The organism is Rhodopseudomonas sp. NSM (assembly GCF_052445935.1).
Classification (GTDB): Bacteria; Pseudomonadota; Alphaproteobacteria; order Rhizobiales; family Xanthobacteraceae; genus Rhodopseudomonas.
Map to the genome: position 1 here is coordinate 110,028 of NZ_JBQTCH010000011.1, position 17,486 is coordinate 127,513.

Below are 17,486 nucleotides of genomic sequence, written 5' to 3' on the forward strand. Positions count from 1 at the left end.
GCATAGCTGGCCTTGGCCTTCCTCTCCAGCAATCGCCGCAGTCAAAGCGGCTGTCCCGGCGATGGCAAAACCGATCAGCCGTTCGAGGGTTGCGATACCGGCTGCCCTGACTTTGGGGGAGTGGGGGTTTTTGGTTGCCTCTCGGGGCATCGTCGCTGTGGATCGAATTACTTCCGTCACCCTTCGTCACCCTTCATCACCAAAACGGTCCGACTAAAGCGGCGCGCAGCGCGAAAAGCGGTTGCGGCGCAGCGGTTTCTTGCGAAGGCTGTCGATATGCTAAAACGCGCCATTCAGAAACTCGGACTATTCGTGCGCTCCTACGCCGGGGCCGGCGGCGGCCGGCGCTGGCGCGGGCAAGCCGAGATGCCGGTGATGCTGTCCGCGATGCACGCCGCGCGCGGGCCGCTGGCGCGGCGGACGCGCTACCTCGCCGGCAGCAATCCGCTGGCGGCCTCCGGTGTGGAGGCGTGGGTGTCCGGCCTGGTCGGCACCGGCATCAAGCCGCAATCAGCGCATGCTGATCCGTCCGTCCGATCCGCGCTCAACCTCTCATTCGAGAACTGGACGGACGAAGCCGATGCGGACGGGTTGACGGACTTCTATGGATTGCAGGCCATCATGGTCCGCCGCATGGTGATCGACGGCGAGGCGTTCGCGGTGCTCGGCACGATCGACGGTCGCTTACGGATTCGGTTGGTCGATCCCGAGCAAGTCGATCCGTCGCTCAACCGCGAACTGATCGACGGCAGCCGCATCGTGCAAGGCGTCGAATTCGACGCCGCCGGCCGGCGGGTCGCCTATCACGTCCTGCCGGAACGGCCGGGCATGCCGTTCGCGCATCTGCCGCTGAACGCCACGCGCGTCCCGGCGGATGACGTCGTTCACATGTTACGCCCCGAGGTGCCCGGCCAAGTCCGTGGCGTTTCGTGGTTCGCGCCGGTGCTGCTGCGCATTGCCGATCTCGATAGCTGGCGCGATTCACAATTGGTCCGGCAGAAGGTCGCCGCGGCGCTCGCCGGCTTCGTCACGAACAGCAGCGGCACGGGAGCGCCGTTCGAAGGCGAGCAAACAGGCGCGGCACTGATCGGCGGCCTGGAGCCGGGCACGATCAAGTTTCTCGACGCGGGGCAGGACATCAAGTTCAGCACGCCCGCCGACATCGGCGGAGAGGTGATCGACTTCGCCAAGATCACGGAACGCGAGATCGCGGTCGGCCTCGGGTTGCCGGCGTGGATTCTGACCGGCGACCTGAGCCAAGCCAACTACGGTTCGCAGCGCGGTGGCCTGGTCGAATTCCGTCGGCGGATCGAAGCCCTGCAACACGGCGTGATGTCGTTTCAGCTCATTCGCCCGGTCTGGCGCAGATGGGCAACTTTGGAAGTGCTGTCCGGCCGCGCCAGCGGCACCGTCGAGGCGGCGCTGCCGATGAAGGCGATTACGCCGCGGCAGCCGTGGATCGATCCAGCCAAGGACATCCGCGCCGAGATCGAAGCGATCGAGGCCGGCATCATGTCGCGCCGCGAAGCGGTGACCGCGCGCGGCCTCGACATCGAGGCGCTGGATATCGAGATCGCTGCCGACCGCACCCGCGCTGCGGCACTCGGGCTCGACTTCACCACCACCAAAACACCGAACACGGACGCCGGAAATGCTGACTCGCAGCAAGCCTGAGACTCCCGAACTACTGACCCGCGATGCGCCGGTGAGGGCGTCGACGTGGAACGCCGAGCGGCGAACCTTCGAGCTCGTTTTGTCCGCCGGTGCTTCTGTCGAGCGGTTCGACGGCGCCGGCGTGTTCGATGAGATCCTCGATCTGCGCGGGGCGCACGCGCCGCCGGTGCTGCCGCTGCTGAATGCGCACAACCGCTTCGACCTGCAGGGTCGGCTCGGCGATGTTTCTGGCGTCAAGCTGGTCCGCAGCGAACTGATTGGCACCGGCCGGCTGTCGCGGCACTCGCCGCTCGCGCAACAGATCGCGGCCGAGCTGGGTGATGGTGTCAAGCTCGGCGTTTCGATTGGCTACCGCGTGACCGCATGGTCCGAGCGTATGAACCAGAAAACACGGCGGCGCGAAAAGATCGCGACGACGTTCGAACTACTTGAAGCGAGCCTTGTCGCAATCCCGGCCGATCAGGCCGCTACAACTCGGAGCTTACCTATGGAAAATGAAGAGACCAACACCACGTCGCCGGCGGTCACCGTCCCGCCGCCGGCCTCGACCACCACGTCGTTGGCCACGATGACCCGCGCGGCCATCAACGTTGAAATTCGCTCGATCGCCAACACCGCCGGCCTCGGCGATGCCTGGGCAAACCGCCAAATCGACAACGAGGCGCAGCTCGACACGGTTCGCGCCGCAGCGCTCGCCGCGATGGCGCAGCGCTCGGCGGCGGCGAATTCGATCCGCAGCACCGGCGCGACGATCATCGCCGACCACAGCGACCCGGTAGCGGTCCGCTCGGCGATGGCCGATGCGCTGGCACACCGCCTGGCGCCGGGTGTGTGCAAGCTGGAGGGCCGCGCGATCGAATATCGCGGCTCCCGGATCCTCGACATGGTCGGCGAGCTCGCGACAGCCAACGGCGATCGGCTCAACCTTCGCGATCAGGACGCGCTGCTGCAGCGTGCGGTCGGCGCTCACAGCACCAGCGACTTCCCGCTGCTGCTGGCGGCGGCGGCGAACAAAGCGCTGCTGGCGCAATACCAGGTCGCCGCGCCGAGCTATCGGAAGTGGGCGGCCCGCAAGCCGTTCGTCGACTTCAAGGACCACCAGTTCCTGCGCGTCGGCGACTTCCCGGCCTTCAAGGAGATCGCCGAGAACGGCGAGGTCAAGTACGGCTCGATCAGCGAGAACGCCGAGAAGGTCGCCGCCAAGGAGTACGGGACGGGCATCGCGATCGGTCGGCGCGCACTCGTCAATGACGACCTTTCGGCGCTGTCGGACTTCTCCAGCATGATTGCACTGCGGGCTGCGGTGGACGAGAACCGCCTCGCCTATGGCGTGCTGAATGCGAACGGAAACCTGTCCGACGGCAAGGCGCTGTTCCACGCCGACCACGGCAACAAGGCGAGTTCCGGGACGTTGCTCGACGGCGGCGCTATCGCAACCGGCGTGGCGGCGCTGCGGGGTCAGAAATCACTCGACGGTCTCGTTCTCAACCTGCAGCCGGCCTATCTGGTGGTCGGCCCGGCCCGTGAGGTCGCCGCCCGCCAGTTGCTCGCCACGGTCATGGCGACGAAGTCGGCGGACGTGAACGTTTGGTCCGGTTTCGCCGAGCTGATCGTTGATGCCGAGATCACCGACAATCGGTTCTACATCTTCGCGTCGCCGGGCAGCGCTCCTGTCGTGGTTTACGGCTATGTCGGCGGCGCCGAAGGTCCGCAAGTCCGCACCGAACGCGACTTCGATACTCAAGCGGTCAAGGTCGCGGCCGGCCTCGACTTCGCCGCCGGCGCCGTCGATTTCCGCGGCGGCTACGTCAACGCGGGCGCCTGATCATGGCGACGGCCGAAGATCTGCAGGCGCAGCGGGTGGCGCTTGTCGCCGCCCGCGGCTCGGGCGAACTCCGGGTGATTTTTCATTCCGGAGGGACGCGGCGCGAAGTCGAGTATCGCAGCGTCGCTGAAATCACCGCGGCGATCGCCGCGATCGATCGCGACCTCGCCAGCCTGCAGGGCCGTCGCGTGACGACCTTCCTTCCCACCTTCAGCAACGGAATCGAATGACATGAAGAACTTCATCCAGTCCGGTGACGCCGTCACCGTTCCCGCTCCCGCCAATGTGTCGTCCGGCGACGGCGTCCAAATCGGCTCGCTGTTCGGTGTCGCCAATGCCGACGCCGTGAGCGGCGCCGACGTGGTGCTGTCGACGACCGGGATCTACACGCTACCGAAGACGTCTGCGCAGGCGTGGACGGTCGGCGCTACGATTCACTGGGATGCCGAGAACGGCGTCGCCACCACGTCGGCAGACGATGGCGGCACGCCGGCGACGGACTTCCTGCTGATCGGCCATGCGGTCGCCGCAGCGGCGAACCCGTCGGCGATGGGCACGGTGCGGTTGTCGATCTGAGCGCGACGGGCCGGCGGCGATGGCGAATTGGCGCGAGCTGGAAGCAAAGGTCGACCAGGTCACCGGCCGCACCTTCGGCGAGAGCGTGCGGCTGGCGTTCTTGAAGAACGGCGCTGCCGATCCGACCCGTTCTTCGGTGGATATCGTCGCAATCTTGCACACCGGCGGCGACCACAGCGCGGCGCTCGGCACCGGCTTTCTGACGTGGCTGTCGGCCGGCAAAGCCGAACTGGTGATCGACCGCAGCACCTACCACGTCGACGGGTTTCCGGACCTTCCGCACCCAATGCCGAAGAAGGGCGACAAGGTTCGCGCCAACGATCGCGCGGGCATGCCGTGGTGGGAAGTTGCGGCAACGTCAGATCGATATTCGAATTTGCTTGTGCTCACGCTGAACCAGGCGTGATCACGCGCAAAGAGTTAGGGCGGAGAACGAGCGGCTAGATCGGTCGTTGAGTTCGGCGCGTCCCGCCCGATACCAACGTCGGCGCGCCGAACGCGATCAGGGTGGGGTTGGCGCCCCAAACAGTGTGGACCCGCACGGCATCCTTACCCGTGCTCCCAAGCGCTCCCGCCGCTCCCGGCCTGGCAGGCCGGGGGTGGCTACATCCCACAGCAAAGGAGCCGACCATGATCGTAAAGCCTTCCGCCGTCCCCATCGCGCTGGCCGAAATTGCACGGCAGCGCGATCAGTACGCGCGCATCTATCGCGCCGCCGCGGCCTTGGCACCGGCCGTCTGTGCGGCGCTGCCCGCGGTTCGCGCGACCTGGCCAATCGCCGCGCGTGCAGCGGCATCGGCGAGCGCCGTTAGCGCGATCGTCGATCGCATCCGCAACAACACCTATCAACCAAGGAGCTTCCACAATGTCGACTGACACCGTGACCGTCAAACTGTCAAAGCCGATCGTGCATGACGCGAAGACAATCAGCGAGCTTGTGTTCAAGGAGTGCACCGCCGGCGACGCCTGTTTGTCAGACGCCGTCCAAGGCGAGAACACCAAGTTGCTCGCAATCCTGTCGGGCATGAGCGGCCAGCCGCTTCAGGTTCTGAAGCAACTGCCGATGCGCGACTACACCAGGGTGCTGGCCGCGACGGCGCCCCTGATGGGGGAGCCGCAAGCTGCAGCGGATGGATCGACGCTGTAGCACTGATAGCAAGCGAACTCTCGACGCCGATTCCGGCGGTCGAGAGCATGACGACGACGAAGGCGTTGCAGTATCACGCCGCGGCGATCCGGCTGATCAAGGCCAAGAACGGGGCCAAGTAGATGGGCACACTTACTTCGAAGCTGATCCTCGAACTGATCGACCGGCTGACCGGCCCCGCCAAGAAGGCCAACGCGGCGTTGACCGCGTTGACCGCCGCGCAGGCGCGGAACAGCGCCATGCTGGCGGCCACCTCTCAGAAATTGTTCGTCGCCACGGCAGCAGCTTACGGCCTTGCAAAGGGCATCGGAGCCCCGATCAAGGCGGCGATGGATTTTGAAAGCGCGATGGCCGACGTCAAGAAAGTCGTAGACTTCGACACCCCGGACGGCTTGGCGAAACTCAGCGGCCTGATTCTCGAAATGTCGAAGCGAATACCGATCGCCGCAACTGGCCTTGCCCAGATCAGCGCAGCGGCCGGCTCGGCCGGCATGAAGGAAACCGAGATTCCCGCCTTCACTGAAATGGTCGCGAAACTGGCCACGGCGTTCGACATGACAGCCGAAGCCGCCGGCGAGGCGATGGCGAAGATTAAAACCGGGCTTGGCTACACGGTGCCGCAGACCAGCGCGCTCGCCGACGCAATGAACTTGCTGTCGAACTCCATGGCGGCCAAGGCGCCGGCGATCATCGATTTTATGAAGCGTGTCGGCGTCGCTGGAAAGCAATACGGATTTAGCGCGACGCAGACGGCGGCGCTCGGCGCGGCGATGATCGCGGCCGGCGCGGAGTCCGAAGTCGCCGCGACCTCATTCCGCAACATCGGCAAAGCCCTCACCAAAGCCGACAACGTGAGCAAGGATACTGCCGCGGCATTCAAGCAGCTCGGGTTGACCTCGATGGGGGTTACGAAGGCGATGCAGAAGGATGCCGTCGGCACCTTCCGAAACGTGCTGGCGCGCATCGCGAAGCTGCCGAAGCATTTGCAGGCGAGCGTGCTGTCGCAGATTTTCGGCGATGAAGCGCGCGCCATCGCGCCGCTGGTCGACAACGTCAAGTTGCTTGAGGAAGCGATCGGGCTTGTGAGCAGCGAGACGAAATACCTCGGCTCGGCCGAGAAGGAATTCCAAGCGCGGACCGAGACGACCGCGAACGCTGTCCAACTCTTCAAAAACCGGCTGAACGTCCTTTCGGTCACGATCGGGTCAGCGCTGCTCCCGGCAGTGAACGACGCGATGAAGGCGATGCACCCCTTTGTGGAGCGGATGACGAAATGGGCGAAGGAGAACCCCGCGACTACGCGGGCTTTGGTCGGCACGGCTGCCGCGCTGATCGGGCTCCGTGTTGCAGGGCTCGCTGCCAAGTTGGCCTTGGGATGGATGTGGGGCGGCGTACTGGCGACCGCTGCAATCGGCTTAAAAGGGCTGTCGGCCGCGATCTGGCTCGCACAGGTTGCGCTATTCCCATTCGGAGCGGCGTTGCGGGCCGCGCGGACGGCTCTGATCGGATTTGCCGCCGCCGCCGCGATCGTCGGCTCTGGTGGAGCGCTCAAGATAGCCGCCGCCGCTTTGCTGGCGCTCCTTGGACCGATCGGGCTGGTGGCTGCGGCAGTCGGCGCCGCCGGCGTGGCGATCTACGCCTACTGGGACGAGATCAAGGGCGCGCTTGGGAAGGTCAACGATGCGTTGACCGGACTGACCGGCATCAACCTGTTCGAAGCCGGCAAGTCAATCTTGTCATCGCTTTGGGAAGGTATGAAGTCGGTGTTCTCGACCATGCTGGGATGGGTCAAGGCGATCCCCGGCGCGATCAAGAGCGCGATCGGGATGGGTGGCGGCGCCGCTGCAGGGGATGCTTCATCTGGAGCCGCTGGCGGTGCTCCCGCCGTCGCCGGCGCCCGCGCTGCTGGGGGACCCGTGCAGCGCGGAAGTACGTACTTGGTCGGCGAGCGCGGTCCGGAGCTGTGGCGGGCACCCGCGTCCGGTCGCATAGAGAACAGTGTGGACACCGTGCGGGCGATCAAGGCACAGGCGATCGCCGGCGCGGCAGGACGGGGCGGCGGCGGGAATACGATCAGCAACTCGGTGACGATCAGCGTACAGGCGGCGCCCGGGCAATCGGTGGAAGCCATCGCCGAAGCCGTCGAACGCAAGTTTTCGGCGAAGCTCGCGCAGCTCAGTCGCGGCGCCTATTCGGACGGGGTGAACTGATGAGACCTTCGCCGGCGGCGGATGTACCTGCCGGCGCGGAAGCTGGCGGTCGAGGTGTTCCAGCGCCTCGACCGCCCGCCCGCCGGCGCTTCGCATGAACTCACACGCAAAGGCGGCGCGCGGCGCCGATAGTCCCATGCAGGTTTCATCGATGGCGCATTCCGACAAGGCGATCGGCCCGCCGCGGGAGATCAGCAAGAGCGGGTTCGCGGGCTTGATCGGCGTCTCTCCCGGCCGCGTGTCGCAACTGATCAAAGATGGCCTGCCCGTCGAGGCCAGCGGCAAGATCGACGTCGCGCGCGGGAAGTTGTGGTTTCAAGAGAACGTCGACCAGCGCCGCAGCGACGCGCAGCGGCAGACCGAACTGCCGCTTAGCAATCGAGGCAAAGAGAGCCACAAAGAGCGGCTGCTGCGCGAGCAGGCCGATCAGGCCGCCATCAAAACCGCGCGCCTCCGCGGCGAGCTGGTGACTGCGGCAGCGGTTGAGGCGCGCTGGTCGGACGTGCTTCGCCGGCTGCGATCCAAGATCCTCGCCGTTCCGTCGCGGGTGCGGCAGTCGTGCCCGAACCTGACCGCGCGAGATGTCGCCACGTTTGATCTCGAGCTGCGGCGCGCGTTGGAAGATCTCGCGGGGCCGGACAATGTTTGATTGCACCGACACCCTCGAGGAAGTTGAACGCCGCGCGCTCGCGGTGCTGCGGCCGCCGCCGAAACTGACGCTTTCTGACTGGATCGAAAACAACGTCTATCTGCCCGACGGCGTGTCGTCGCTGCCCGGCCTGGTGCGGCTGTGGCCGTTTCAGCGCGAGATCGCCGACGCGATCGGAGATCCTGCGATCGAGCGCGTGACGCTGGTCAAGCCGGTCCGCGTCGGCTTCACCACGCTGCTGACCGGATCGCTCGGCGCGTTCGTCGCCAATGATCCGGCACCGATCCTCGCGCTGCTCCCGACCGAGGCGGATGCACGGGACTACATGGTCAGCGAGATCGAGCCTATCTTCTCAGCCTCGCCCGTGCTGGCAGGCGTGATCGGAGACGCGAAGGACGAGTCCGGCCGCAACACGATCCTCTCGCGCCGCTTCCCCGGCGGCTCGCTGAAGATCGTCGCCGCCAAGGCGCCCCGCAACCTTCGCCGGCACACAGCGCGCGTGCTGTTGGTCGACGAGGCGGACGGCATGGAAGTCACCGCCGAAGGCCCACCGATCGCGCTGGCGGAAAAGCGAACGCTGTCGTTCGCCGACCGCAAGATCGTCATCGGCTCGACGCCGACCTTTGAAGACGCGAGCTACATCCTGCGCAGCTACGCGCAGAGTGATCAGCGCATTTTCGAAGTGCCTTGTCCCGAGTGCGAGGCCCGCACCGAGATCGCATGGAAGCATATCGAATGGCCGTCCGGAAAGCCGCACCTCGCGCAGTTCGTCTGCCCGGTCTGCGGCTGCGCGATCGACGAACGGCACAAGGCTGGCATGGTCACCGCCGGCGCCTGGCGCGCGACTGCGCCGGACGTGTTCGGGCACGCCGGCTTTCGACTCAACGCGCTGGTGTCGCTGCTGCCGAACGCGTCGTGGGGCAAGCTCGCGGCCGAATTCGTCGCGGCGAAGGGTGATCGCACCACGCTGCAGGTGTTCGTCAACACCATCCTCGCGCAGGGCTTCCGCGCCGATGGCGGGGAGGAGGTCGACGACGAAGCGCTGGCGAAGCGCGCCGAGCCGTTCAGTTGCGAGGCGATGCCCGAAGCGGTGCTGACGATCACCGCCGGCGTGGACGTCCAGCGCGACCGCCTCGAAATCACGCTGCTCGGCTGGGCAGAAGATGGCACGATGTTCGTGCTCAAGAGCCTGGTGATCTGGGGTAAGCCGGCGGACGATTCGACCTGGGCCGAACTCGACGAATTTCTGAAGTCGCGTTTCCCTCACCCCTTCGGCGGCTCCCTCGCGATCGACGCGACGGCGATCGATTCCGGCGATGGTGAGACGATGGAATGCGTCTATCGGTTTTGCTTCCCGCGCGCCGCGCGGAAGATCTTCGCGATCAAGGGCGACGGTGGATTTCGGCGGCCGTTCATCGAACGCTCGACGTCGAGCAAGACCCGCGGCGGCCTGCTGTTCATCGTCGGCACAGACCCGGTGAAGGATCACGTCGCCGCCAAGCTGACCAGCGGCAGCAACGGGATTCGGTTCTCGGACACGCTGCCGGCGAGCTGGTTCGAGCAACTCTGCAGTGAACGCGCAATCGTCCGCTATGTCCGCGGCCAGCCCGCGCGGCGGTTCGAACGCATCCCCGGCCGGCGTGCCGAAGCACTGGATTGCGTCGTCTACGCGGTGGCGATCCGGCAACTGCTGAACCCAAATTGGGCTTCCCGCGCCGAGGCGCTGCGCAGCCCCGAACTCGCGCTCGCGCCGGCGCCGCGGCCGCGGGTGATCAGGTCGAGCTGGATGGATGGGTGAGACTCGGATATCATAGTGACTGCTGCCGATGCGGCGCGGGCCAAGCAAAGGTGGTTTAGCGATGACTGGAAAAACGCTGAAGGAGATGCGCGACCTCGCGAAGCGGCACGCGGAGCTAGGTGGTCACAGGATCAAGCGCTGGAATCGTCAGAACGGATTGCTTTACTACACCGCCATCTGTGAGAAATGCCGCGCTGAAGTTCGCGTGTATTCCCAGGCGGTAGATCAGCCGCTCGAAGAGTCGTTGAAGGACGACGGCAAGCTCATTGCGAGGGATCACGATCGATATTGGACGGGACACGACTACAATTTTGCGGACGGCCTCGCTCTCATGAAACAGTGTGACCGAAGTTAGGCCAACGATAAGGCCGTCCTCATTGCAGAGGACGACCCTTGGCCAACGCAGATCGAAGCCAAGGATCGCTGATTTGGTAATCAGCACGCGCGCCGAGGCGCCACCTTAAGGTGGGGATGGATTTCTAAGCAGGTCAGTAAGGAACGGGGTTGAAGATGGACGACTCACCTGCTGCAACCGAGCCGCGTCAGCCCCACCCTGCGATGCTAGAATTAGTGAGGGCTCTCGCGCGGGCGGCTGCTCGGGCGGATCACGAGCGAGAGATGCAGGCACAAACCGACGCACCGAAGCGCCCCCCCCCCCGGAAGGGGAGTAGATTTTTAAGCAAATCAGTGGTGGAGTGTCCGTGGGCTTCAGAACCCGGACCAGAGCTTAGGCCGCACATCCTTGGTCAGGATGCTCCCGATTGGCGTCGGGGGTGACGGCTGAATTCAGCTTCGCCAATTTGCGAAGTTGAGACGGACGCACTTGGCGGTGCGGCTCCGAACCCTGCCATATTGGCCGGGGTCGGGCGTGCTGTCCAGAGGGGCAACCCTTAAAAGCGCTCGGCGTGTCGCTCTGGCACGTTCTGAACCCCCGGCTGCAGCGGCCGTCCCGCTGCGCGGGCCTTCAGAAGCCCTCAGACCAGAGCACCACCATGACCTATCAACATCCCCTGTGTCCGCCCCCGCGCGGCGCGGACAACTACCTTGCTACCGAAGCCCGAATTGTTGCCGAGGACGATTCGCACATCGCGATCATGCTGCGCATCCCGAAATCGGCCATCGCCCGCAACCTCGCCTTCCTCGCCGCGCTCGCCGACGTGATGCCGGCGGCCGATCAGCCAGGCGCGCCGCGCGCCGCGGCGAGCTGAGGGAGGCGATCATGGTTCAACACCCTTACGGCGGCCCTGTGGTTAACCAAAGCTTGGCGACGAGCGCGACGGGCGATCGGCCGTCGGCCACGCTGCGCGCGCCCAGCGAGCCCGCTGAGCCTTGTAACCGCGTCTCCAGGAGATCACTCGTGACTGCACTGCTCGCCCTCGCACCGGTCGCCGCGCTCACCCGCACCATCAAGCCAGCACCCGCAGAGGCTGGACCACTCGGCGCGTCTGCCGCTGTGCGCCCTGACCCGGTATTCGCTGCGATCGAGCGCCATCGGGCTGCCGTCGAGCTCGCTCGGGCAAGAGCGCTCGATGTCGAAAAGCTCCAACTCCAGCTGCCGGCTGGGATTTCGGACGAATCCGATCGGCTCGATCGGGAGTTTGCCAAAGCGATCGCGCCGGTGCTTCCGGCGGCGAAGTCCCTGGCGGCCACCAAGCCGACGACCGTCCTCGGCCTGCTCAGCTTCCTGAGCTATGTCGAAAGCAGAACGATCGACGATGCCGAATTCGATGAAGGCTTCATCGACCATCTCGAGCTGCAGCTTCTGCGCACGTCCGGCGGCGCCGCGGCTGCCCTGCTGCGAAGCAATGATTCGACCGTGCCAACGATCCCGGCGCCTTCCACCGCGCCGGACCAGCCGGACCCCGTCGATCCGATCTATGCGAAAATCCGCGACGCGAAGTCGACATGGAGCCGCTGGGCTCGCATGATGGGCGACCTCGACGCAGATGAGATCAGCGCGGTCCGGCGGATCGGTCCCAAGCCCGATGACGCCAAGGCCTTGCGCGCGTGGCACCGGACCGCCGGCATCGATCATAAACGCAAATCGGCAGTCGCTCGCGCCGAACGCGAAGCGCATCGCGCCGCGCTGACATTCTCCCGCACCAAGCCGACCACGGCAGCCGGCGTGGCCGCGGCGCTGACGTACGTTCAGGCCGAACTGCGCGACAGCGAGTTCGAGCCGATCGCGATGAAGTCGATCACGGGGGCGCTGCGGCGGCTTGCGCAGCGGGAAGCGACGATGGTTTAGCGGACCTGGGGAAGAGCGGCGCGGCTCGCACGGGCCGCGCCGCCTTCGGGGTTTACGACCGTAACGCTGCATGATAGGATTTTTGTCATACTCCGAAGTTGTATAACACGCGTTAATGATCGTTGACTTAGCAGCGCCGATCTGCGATTCATTTGGAATGACGCTCGATGACCTCTTTGAAGATTTCCGCTTTCGGCAAGCCGATCTGCTGCAGCTCGTTCCCGGCCTCAACCAGGGCATGCTGCAGGCTTGGAAGGCGCGCGGCTATTACGACGTCGATCGTGACGAATCGGACGGCGCGCCACCGTTGGCCGATCGTCGCCGCAAGCACGCAAAGGCGCTTTGGACGGGGAGCGGCGTCATCGCTACCCGGTTCGTTGTGGAGACAGCCAATCTCGGCATCAAGCCGAGTGAAGCATTCGGCCTAGCTGACCGCTTTGTGGCCGACGTCGAGGACTTCATGGGACGGTTCAAACCGTCGCTCAACGAAGCGACCGGCCTCGAAGAATACACATTCGAAGCGGCGCGCGCCGAGGACTACAGGCGCGTCGAAATAGTCCGGCGGTCGAGTGGAAAGCTGTCAATTGTTCCAGCGGAGATGGTGTCCGACGCCGGCAAGCGCGTCCTGATGAACGCGATGCTCTACGGACAGCTCGCGTCGGTCGCCGTCGAAAGCGATCTGATTTTCATGGTGACGCTGAACGGCATCATCCGCCACACGGCCGGCCGCGACCGACAGACGGGCACCATCGTTCGCCAAAACGAGGAGTGATTGATGGGCGATAACAATCAGGCTTGGATGCCGAATCGCAAAGGCGTGCTGCAGCTAACCGCAGCGTCGAGTTATCTGCGCAAAAATTGGCATCTCAACTACTCAGCGGCCGCCCTCACGCAGCTCGCAGCGACTGGTGAAGGCCCGCGGTTCTACATCTACAACGGCAAGATGCTCTACCCCTTGGCCGAACTCGACGCCTTCGCCGAAGCCAAGCTAGGGCCGCTGCTGTCGCAATCCGCGCCCGCCCTCCAAGCCGTAGCATCGACGAAGAAGGTTGACGCCGCTGCAGATAGGGCGAGCCGGCGCGCCAAATGGCGCAAAAGGTAGCGGGGGCATTATGGACGCGAAGCGCCTCAGCACAGAGAACCTCCGCCGCGAGAGCGCGGCGGAGTACTTGCGAGAGCGCTACGGCCTGCGCTGCTCGGCGACGACGCTCAAGAAATACGCGACGGCCGGCGGCGGCCCCCGCTTCCACCGCGTCAATCGGACGGCGCTCTATCCGATCGCTGAACTCGATCGATGGGCGGTGCAGAAGCTCGGACCGCTGCGCGCTCGCGCATCCGATCGCCCGCACAGCGAGGCAATCGCCGAATTCGACAACAGCGCCGGCGCGCCGGCGCTGAACTGACAACGCGATCAACATCGAGGACCGCGGCGATGGCTCGGCTGCAGCAGACCTTCAAGCAAGGCGACGTGTCGCGCGCGGTCAAAGGCGCGCTGGCGGCCGGCATCAAGGTCGAAAGCGTCGAGATCACGCCGGGCGGCAAGATCATCATCAAGGCCGAATCCGATCGGCCCGCGGCGGCGGCCGCCTCGCCGCTGGACGATTGGAGAAGCAGCCGTGGTTCGCGCTGAGATCAAGGGCGTCTTCTGCACGTACAAGCATCGCGGCACGCCGCGAGAGCGGCGCTACTGGTATCACCGCAAGACGAAGCGCCCGCTGCGCGGCGAGCCCGGCTCGCCCGAGTTCATGATCGATTTCGCCGAAGCCGAGAAGCTGATCGTCGATTACCACGCGGGCCGGCTCAATAGCCTGATCCGCAAATACACCTCATCAGACGAATTCCTGAAGATGCTCGCGCCGAGCACGCAAATCGATCGGCGGCGGATGCTGACGACGGTCGAGGCCGAGTTCGGCGACATGCCAATGCCGGCGCTGGAAGACCCTCGGGTGCGGCGCGATTTCCTCGACTGGCGAGAGCGTGTGTCGCGATCGTCGGGACCGCGCGAGGCCGACCACCGGCTGTCCGCCGTCTCAGCAATGCTGACATGGGCCGTCGAGCGCGGCCATCTGCTCACCAATCACGTCAAGGGTTTCCGCCGCCTCTACCATTCCGACCGATCAGAGGTGATTTGGCTTCCCGAACACGTCGAGGCCTTCATGAAGGTCGCGCCCGTCGAGCTGCAGCGAGCGCTGATCATCGCTTTGCATACCGGTCAGCGGCAGGGTGACATCCTGCGGATGCCGTGGTCGGCCTATGACGGCAAGGCGGTGACTGTGCGGCCGGCGAAGAACAACCGCGCCGGGCGCCGCGCCAAGCCCGTCCGCGTACCTTGCACCAAGGCGCTGCGCGCGATGCTGGCCAAGCTGGAACGCGGCTCCCCGCTGATCCTGACCACCAAGACGGGCCGCGCATTCCAGAAGCGGCACTTCGCGCGGCAATGGGAGATCGCCACCAAGGCGGCCGGCCTGGACGCCGTGGTGATCGACGGCGGCGAACCCGCCGGGTTGCACTTCCACGACCTGCGCGGGACCGCCGTCACGATGCTTTCGGAGGCCGGCTGCACGCCGCAGGAAATCGCGACGATCACCGGCCATTCGCTGAAGCGGATCCACGAGATTCTGGAGCGATACCTCGCCCGGACGCGGGCGCTCGCCGAGGGCGCTATCGCCAAGTTCGAGAACTCTCCGAGAACGAAATTTGCAAACCGGCTGCAAACTCGCGCGGTCGGCAAGCCAGCCAAGAAGGCAAAAGCCCATGGAAAATAAGGCTTATATTGGCGCGCCCGAAAGGATTCGAACCTCTGACCCCCAGATTCGTAGTCTGGTGCTCTATCCAGCTGAGCTACGGGCGCGTCTGCCGCGGTTTCTCCGAATCGATCCGGAGCCGCTGGCGATCCGCAGCGGCAGGCGCTGCGAAGGCCGCCATAGCTAGCGGCTCAGATCGGGCTTGGCAAGCGTCGCCGACGAGCTTTCTCGCGGGAGACGGGATCGGGCTGGTTCAGGCCCTGGCGCGCTCGTTGCGCAGGCTGTGCAGATCGACCGGCCGATCCGGAATCGAAATCCGGAAGGTCGCGCCCAGCGTTCCCTCGACCAGCTTGATGTCGCCGCCATGGGCGCGGACCAGCTCGGCGGCGATGGCGAGGCCGAGGCCGGAGCCGCCGGCCCGGACCGAGCCGTGGAACGCCTCGAACAGATGGTCGCGGGCCTTCTGAGGCACGCCGGGGCCGGTATCCGACACTTCCAGAATGGTCACCGAGCCCTCGCGGCGGCCGGTGATGCGGATCTGCTGCAGGGCGGCGTCGCTGCGCGGCTGGCTCTCCAGCGCCTGCGCGGCGTTGCGCACGAGATTGAGCAGCACCCGGAACAGCTGGTCCGGGTCGGCATCCATGGTCAGCCCGCGCTCGATCGCCGAGACCCAGGTGACCGAGCTGACGGCGGTGTCGGAAGCGAGCCCGGCGGTCTCGCGGACTTCGTTGACCACCGGCTCGATCAGGATCATCCGGCGATCCGGCGCGGCTTCCTGGGCCCGGCCGTAGGACAGCGTCGACTGGCAGAACGCGATCGCGCGCTCCAGCGAACGCACCAGCTTCGGCGCGAAGCGCTGCACCCGCGGATCGGGCACGCTGGAGAGCTGGTCGGACAGCAGCTGCGACGACGCCAGCAGGTTGCGCAGGTCGTGGTTGATCTTCGACACCGCGAGGCCGAGCGCGGCGAGCCGGCTCTTCTGATGCAGCATCGACACCAGGTCGCGCTGCATGTCGGACAATTCGCGCTCGGCGAGGCCGATCTCGTCGCCGCGCGGTCCGGGCACCACGATCGAGGCGGGGCTCTCCGGATCGCGGCGGAAATTGACCATATTGGCGGTCAGCCGCCGCATCGGCCGCACGAACAGGAAATGCAGCGCCAGATAGATCAGCGCCGTGGTCAGGCTGGTGATGGTCAGCGACACCAGCAGCAGATTGCTGGAGAAGCGGTACATCGCGATTCGCAGCGGCGCCTCGTCGATCACCACTTCGATGAACTGGGCGCCGCCTTCGGCCGGACCGATCACCCGGACCGTCTGGTTGCCGCTCTCCAGCATCACCACGAAGGCATCGATGATCGCACCCCACGGCGTGACCTGGCGCATGTCGACCACATGGTCGATCGTTGTCGGCAGGTTCGATGTTGCCAGCAGGCGGCGCTGCTGGCCCATCTTGATCGCCACCGCGCGGGCATCGATGCTGTCCAGCACCTGCCGGGCCAGCGTGTCCGGCACCGTGCCCGACGGCGAGGCATCCAGCACCAGCGCGGCCGTATTGGCCGCCGCGAGCCGGTCGTTGAGCCGGTTCAGGCGGAAGTTGGCGATCGACGGCACATAGATCAGGATTTCCGCGATCAGGATCAGCGGAATCGTCAACAGCAGCAGCTTCCCGGACAAGCCGATCTTCGGCTCCAGGCCTCGCCGCCATGCCCGTGTCTCAGGCTGTTGATCCGTTGCCTGCACCCGAATTGCCCTGACTTCCATTCCGCCTGGATTCGGCGCAATGAATATATGTCTCAAAATGCGCCCTGGACAACGCCAGGTCAAATTACCGTTCGATCATCTACGGTTTGCGCGGCCCGGATTTTCATCGCCGACTATGCCTAACGCCTGATTGGCGAAATCGACGACGCGATGCGGCAAAAGCATCATCGCGCGCAATTGACGAGGCCATGTCGCTCCCGTATAAGCCGCGCCTACTGTCCGCGATGGCCCGGCTCGACCGGGGCGGTTCATTTTTTGGGCTGCTTTCGGCTCATCTGTGAGCCTCATCATCGGGCTTACCTCAACCTTCTGAATGACTTACCCGGTCAGCGGAGAACGACCCGTGAAGCGGACTTATCAACCGAGCAAACTGGTGCGCAAGCGCCGTCACGGCTTTCGCGCCCGTCTCGCCACCGTCGGTGGCCGCAAGGTGCTCGCGGCGCGCCGCGCCCGCGGACGCAAGCGTCTGAGCGCCTGAGCGGGTCCTCCCGGGATCAGAGCATGGACCGATTACGGCAGCGGGCGGACTTCATCGCCGTTGCCAGCGGGCCGCGGATCAGTGGGCCTGCCTTCGTGCTGCAAGGCCGACGCCGTGACGACCAAGGTCCGGTCCGGGTCGGCTTTACCGTGACCAAGAAGATCGGCACCGCGACCGAACGCAACCGAATTCGCCGCAGACTGCGCGAATTGGTCAAGCGTGCGGACCGCGGTTCCATGCTGCCAAACAGTGACTATGTGCTGGTCGGCCGCCGTGCGGCGCTGAGCCGCGACTTTGCTGTCATGCTCGGCGATCTGCGCTCCGCGCTCGACCGCATTGCGCGGCGGTCGTCGAAACCGGATTGAAGCGAGACCT

Annotated in this window: 21 protein-coding genes and 1 tRNA gene; 20 read left to right on the top strand and 2 right to left on the bottom strand. The window is 65.4% G+C overall.

Annotated elements, in window-relative coordinates; translation table 11 throughout:
• The first annotated feature begins 12 nt into the window (after positions 1 to 12).
• From ACTZWT_RS23080 to ACTZWT_RS23165, 18 genes are all read left to right on the top strand, one after another.
• On the top strand, positions 13 to 1,674 hold the full coding sequence (locus ACTZWT_RS23080; protein ID WP_444772020.1) for a phage portal protein: 1,662 nt from the start codon (positions 13 to 15) through the stop codon (positions 1,672 to 1,674).
• A complete protein-coding gene (locus tag ACTZWT_RS23085; RefSeq protein WP_444772021.1) occupies positions 1,652 to 3,499 on the top strand; it encodes a prohead protease/major capsid protein fusion protein in 1,848 nt (615 codons plus the stop codon). The genes ACTZWT_RS23080 and ACTZWT_RS23085 overlap by 23 nt, the downstream gene beginning before the upstream one ends.
• Before the next feature lie 2 nt (positions 3,500 to 3,501).
• A complete protein-coding gene (locus ACTZWT_RS23090) occupies positions 3,502 to 3,729 on the top strand; it encodes a phage head-tail joining protein (protein ID WP_444772022.1) in 228 nt (75 codons plus the stop codon).
• A 1-nt stretch (position 3,730) separates the two neighbouring features.
• On the top strand, positions 3,731 to 4,075 hold the full coding sequence (locus tag ACTZWT_RS23095; protein ID WP_444772023.1) for a DUF2190 family protein: 345 nt from the start codon (positions 3,731 to 3,733) through the stop codon (positions 4,073 to 4,075).
• A 19-nt stretch (positions 4,076 to 4,094) separates the two neighbouring features.
• Positions 4,095 to 4,481 (top strand): hypothetical protein, encoded by a 387-nt coding sequence (locus tag ACTZWT_RS23100; protein WP_444772024.1) that lies wholly within the window; start codon positions 4,095 to 4,097, stop codon positions 4,479 to 4,481.
• 224 nt (positions 4,482 to 4,705) lie between these two features.
• Complete coding sequence (locus ACTZWT_RS23105) at positions 4,706 to 4,951, top strand: hypothetical protein (protein WP_444772025.1); 246 nt, start codon at positions 4,706 to 4,708, stop codon at positions 4,949 to 4,951.
• Positions 4,941 to 5,222: a phage tail assembly protein gene (locus ACTZWT_RS23110; protein WP_444772026.1), complete on the top strand. Its 282-nt coding sequence runs from the start codon at positions 4,941 to 4,943 to the stop codon at positions 5,220 to 5,222. The genes ACTZWT_RS23105 and ACTZWT_RS23110 overlap by 11 nt, the downstream gene beginning before the upstream one ends.
• A 122-nt stretch (positions 5,223 to 5,344) precedes the next feature.
• Complete coding sequence (locus ACTZWT_RS23115; protein WP_444772027.1) at positions 5,345 to 7,432, top strand: phage tail tape measure protein; 2,088 nt, start codon at positions 5,345 to 5,347, stop codon at positions 7,430 to 7,432.
• A gap of 151 nt (positions 7,433 to 7,583) precedes the next feature.
• The gene (locus ACTZWT_RS23120) at positions 7,584 to 8,081 is read left to right on the top strand and encodes a DNA packaging protein (protein ID WP_444772028.1); all 498 of its coding nucleotides are present in this window, start codon (positions 7,584 to 7,586) and stop codon (positions 8,079 to 8,081) included.
• On the top strand, positions 8,074 to 9,879 hold the full coding sequence (locus tag ACTZWT_RS23125; RefSeq protein ID WP_444772029.1) for a phage terminase large subunit family protein: 1,806 nt from the start codon (positions 8,074 to 8,076) through the stop codon (positions 9,877 to 9,879). The genes ACTZWT_RS23120 and ACTZWT_RS23125 overlap by 8 nt, the downstream gene beginning before the upstream one ends.
• Before the next feature lie 61 nt (positions 9,880 to 9,940).
• Positions 9,941 to 10,234 carry a hypothetical protein gene (locus ACTZWT_RS23130; RefSeq protein WP_444772030.1) on the top strand — a complete coding sequence of 98 codons (294 nt, stop codon included), beginning with the start codon at positions 9,941 to 9,943 and terminating at the stop codon, positions 10,232 to 10,234.
• 550 nt (positions 10,235 to 10,784) lie between these two features.
• On the top strand, positions 10,785 to 11,087 hold the full coding sequence (locus ACTZWT_RS23135; RefSeq protein WP_444772031.1) for a hypothetical protein: 303 nt from the start codon (positions 10,785 to 10,787) through the stop codon (positions 11,085 to 11,087).
• 149 nt (positions 11,088 to 11,236) lie between these two features.
• Positions 11,237 to 12,127, top strand: a complete 891-nt coding sequence (locus ACTZWT_RS23140; protein WP_444772032.1) for a hypothetical protein — start codon at positions 11,237 to 11,239, stop codon at positions 12,125 to 12,127.
• Positions 12,128 to 12,284: 157 nt separating this feature from the next.
• Positions 12,285 to 12,899, top strand: coding sequence for a hypothetical protein (locus tag ACTZWT_RS23145; protein WP_444772033.1), 615 nt, complete (start codon positions 12,285 to 12,287; stop codon positions 12,897 to 12,899).
• Between the two features lie 3 nt (positions 12,900 to 12,902).
• Positions 12,903 to 13,229: a hypothetical protein gene (locus ACTZWT_RS23150; RefSeq protein ID WP_444772034.1), complete on the top strand. Its 327-nt coding sequence runs from the start codon at positions 12,903 to 12,905 to the stop codon at positions 13,227 to 13,229.
• The gene (locus ACTZWT_RS23155; protein ID WP_444772035.1) at positions 13,177 to 13,530 is read left to right on the top strand and encodes a hypothetical protein; all 354 of its coding nucleotides are present in this window, start codon (positions 13,177 to 13,179) and stop codon (positions 13,528 to 13,530) included. The genes ACTZWT_RS23150 and ACTZWT_RS23155 overlap by 53 nt, the downstream gene beginning before the upstream one ends.
• A gap of 29 nt (positions 13,531 to 13,559) precedes the next feature.
• Positions 13,560 to 13,757, top strand: a complete 198-nt coding sequence (locus ACTZWT_RS23160) for a hypothetical protein (protein WP_444772036.1) — start codon at positions 13,560 to 13,562, stop codon at positions 13,755 to 13,757.
• 115 nt (positions 13,758 to 13,872) lie between these two features.
• Positions 13,873 to 14,892 (top strand): tyrosine-type recombinase/integrase, encoded by a 1,020-nt coding sequence (locus ACTZWT_RS23165; protein WP_444772037.1) that lies wholly within the window; start codon positions 13,873 to 13,875, stop codon positions 14,890 to 14,892.
• Positions 14,893 to 14,901: 9 nt separating this feature from the next.
• Here ACTZWT_RS23165 and ACTZWT_RS23170 read toward each other — a convergent pair.
• Together ACTZWT_RS23170 and ACTZWT_RS23175 are read right to left on the bottom strand one after the other, a co-directional pair.
• Positions 14,902 to 14,978: transfer RNA gene (locus tag ACTZWT_RS23170), tRNA-Arg, on the bottom strand.
• 146 nt (positions 14,979 to 15,124) lie between these two features.
• Complete coding sequence (locus tag ACTZWT_RS23175) at positions 15,125 to 16,633, bottom strand: ATP-binding protein (protein WP_444772038.1); 1,509 nt, start codon at positions 16,631 to 16,633, stop codon at positions 15,125 to 15,127.
• A 343-nt stretch (positions 16,634 to 16,976) separates the two neighbouring features.
• Here ACTZWT_RS23175 and rpmH point away from each other — a divergent pair, with 343 nt between their 5' ends.
• Together rpmH and rnpA are read left to right on the top strand one after the other, a co-directional pair.
• Positions 16,977 to 17,111 carry a 50S ribosomal protein L34 gene (gene rpmH / locus ACTZWT_RS23180; protein ID WP_011471298.1) on the top strand — a complete coding sequence of 45 codons (135 nt, stop codon included), beginning with the start codon at positions 16,977 to 16,979 and terminating at the stop codon, positions 17,109 to 17,111.
• Positions 17,112 to 17,134: 23 nt separating this feature from the next.
• Entirely contained in the window at positions 17,135 to 17,476 is a 342-nt protein-coding gene (rnpA, locus tag ACTZWT_RS23185; protein ID WP_322515347.1) for a ribonuclease P protein component, read from the top strand.
• Positions 17,477 to 17,486: the final 10 nt, after the last annotated feature.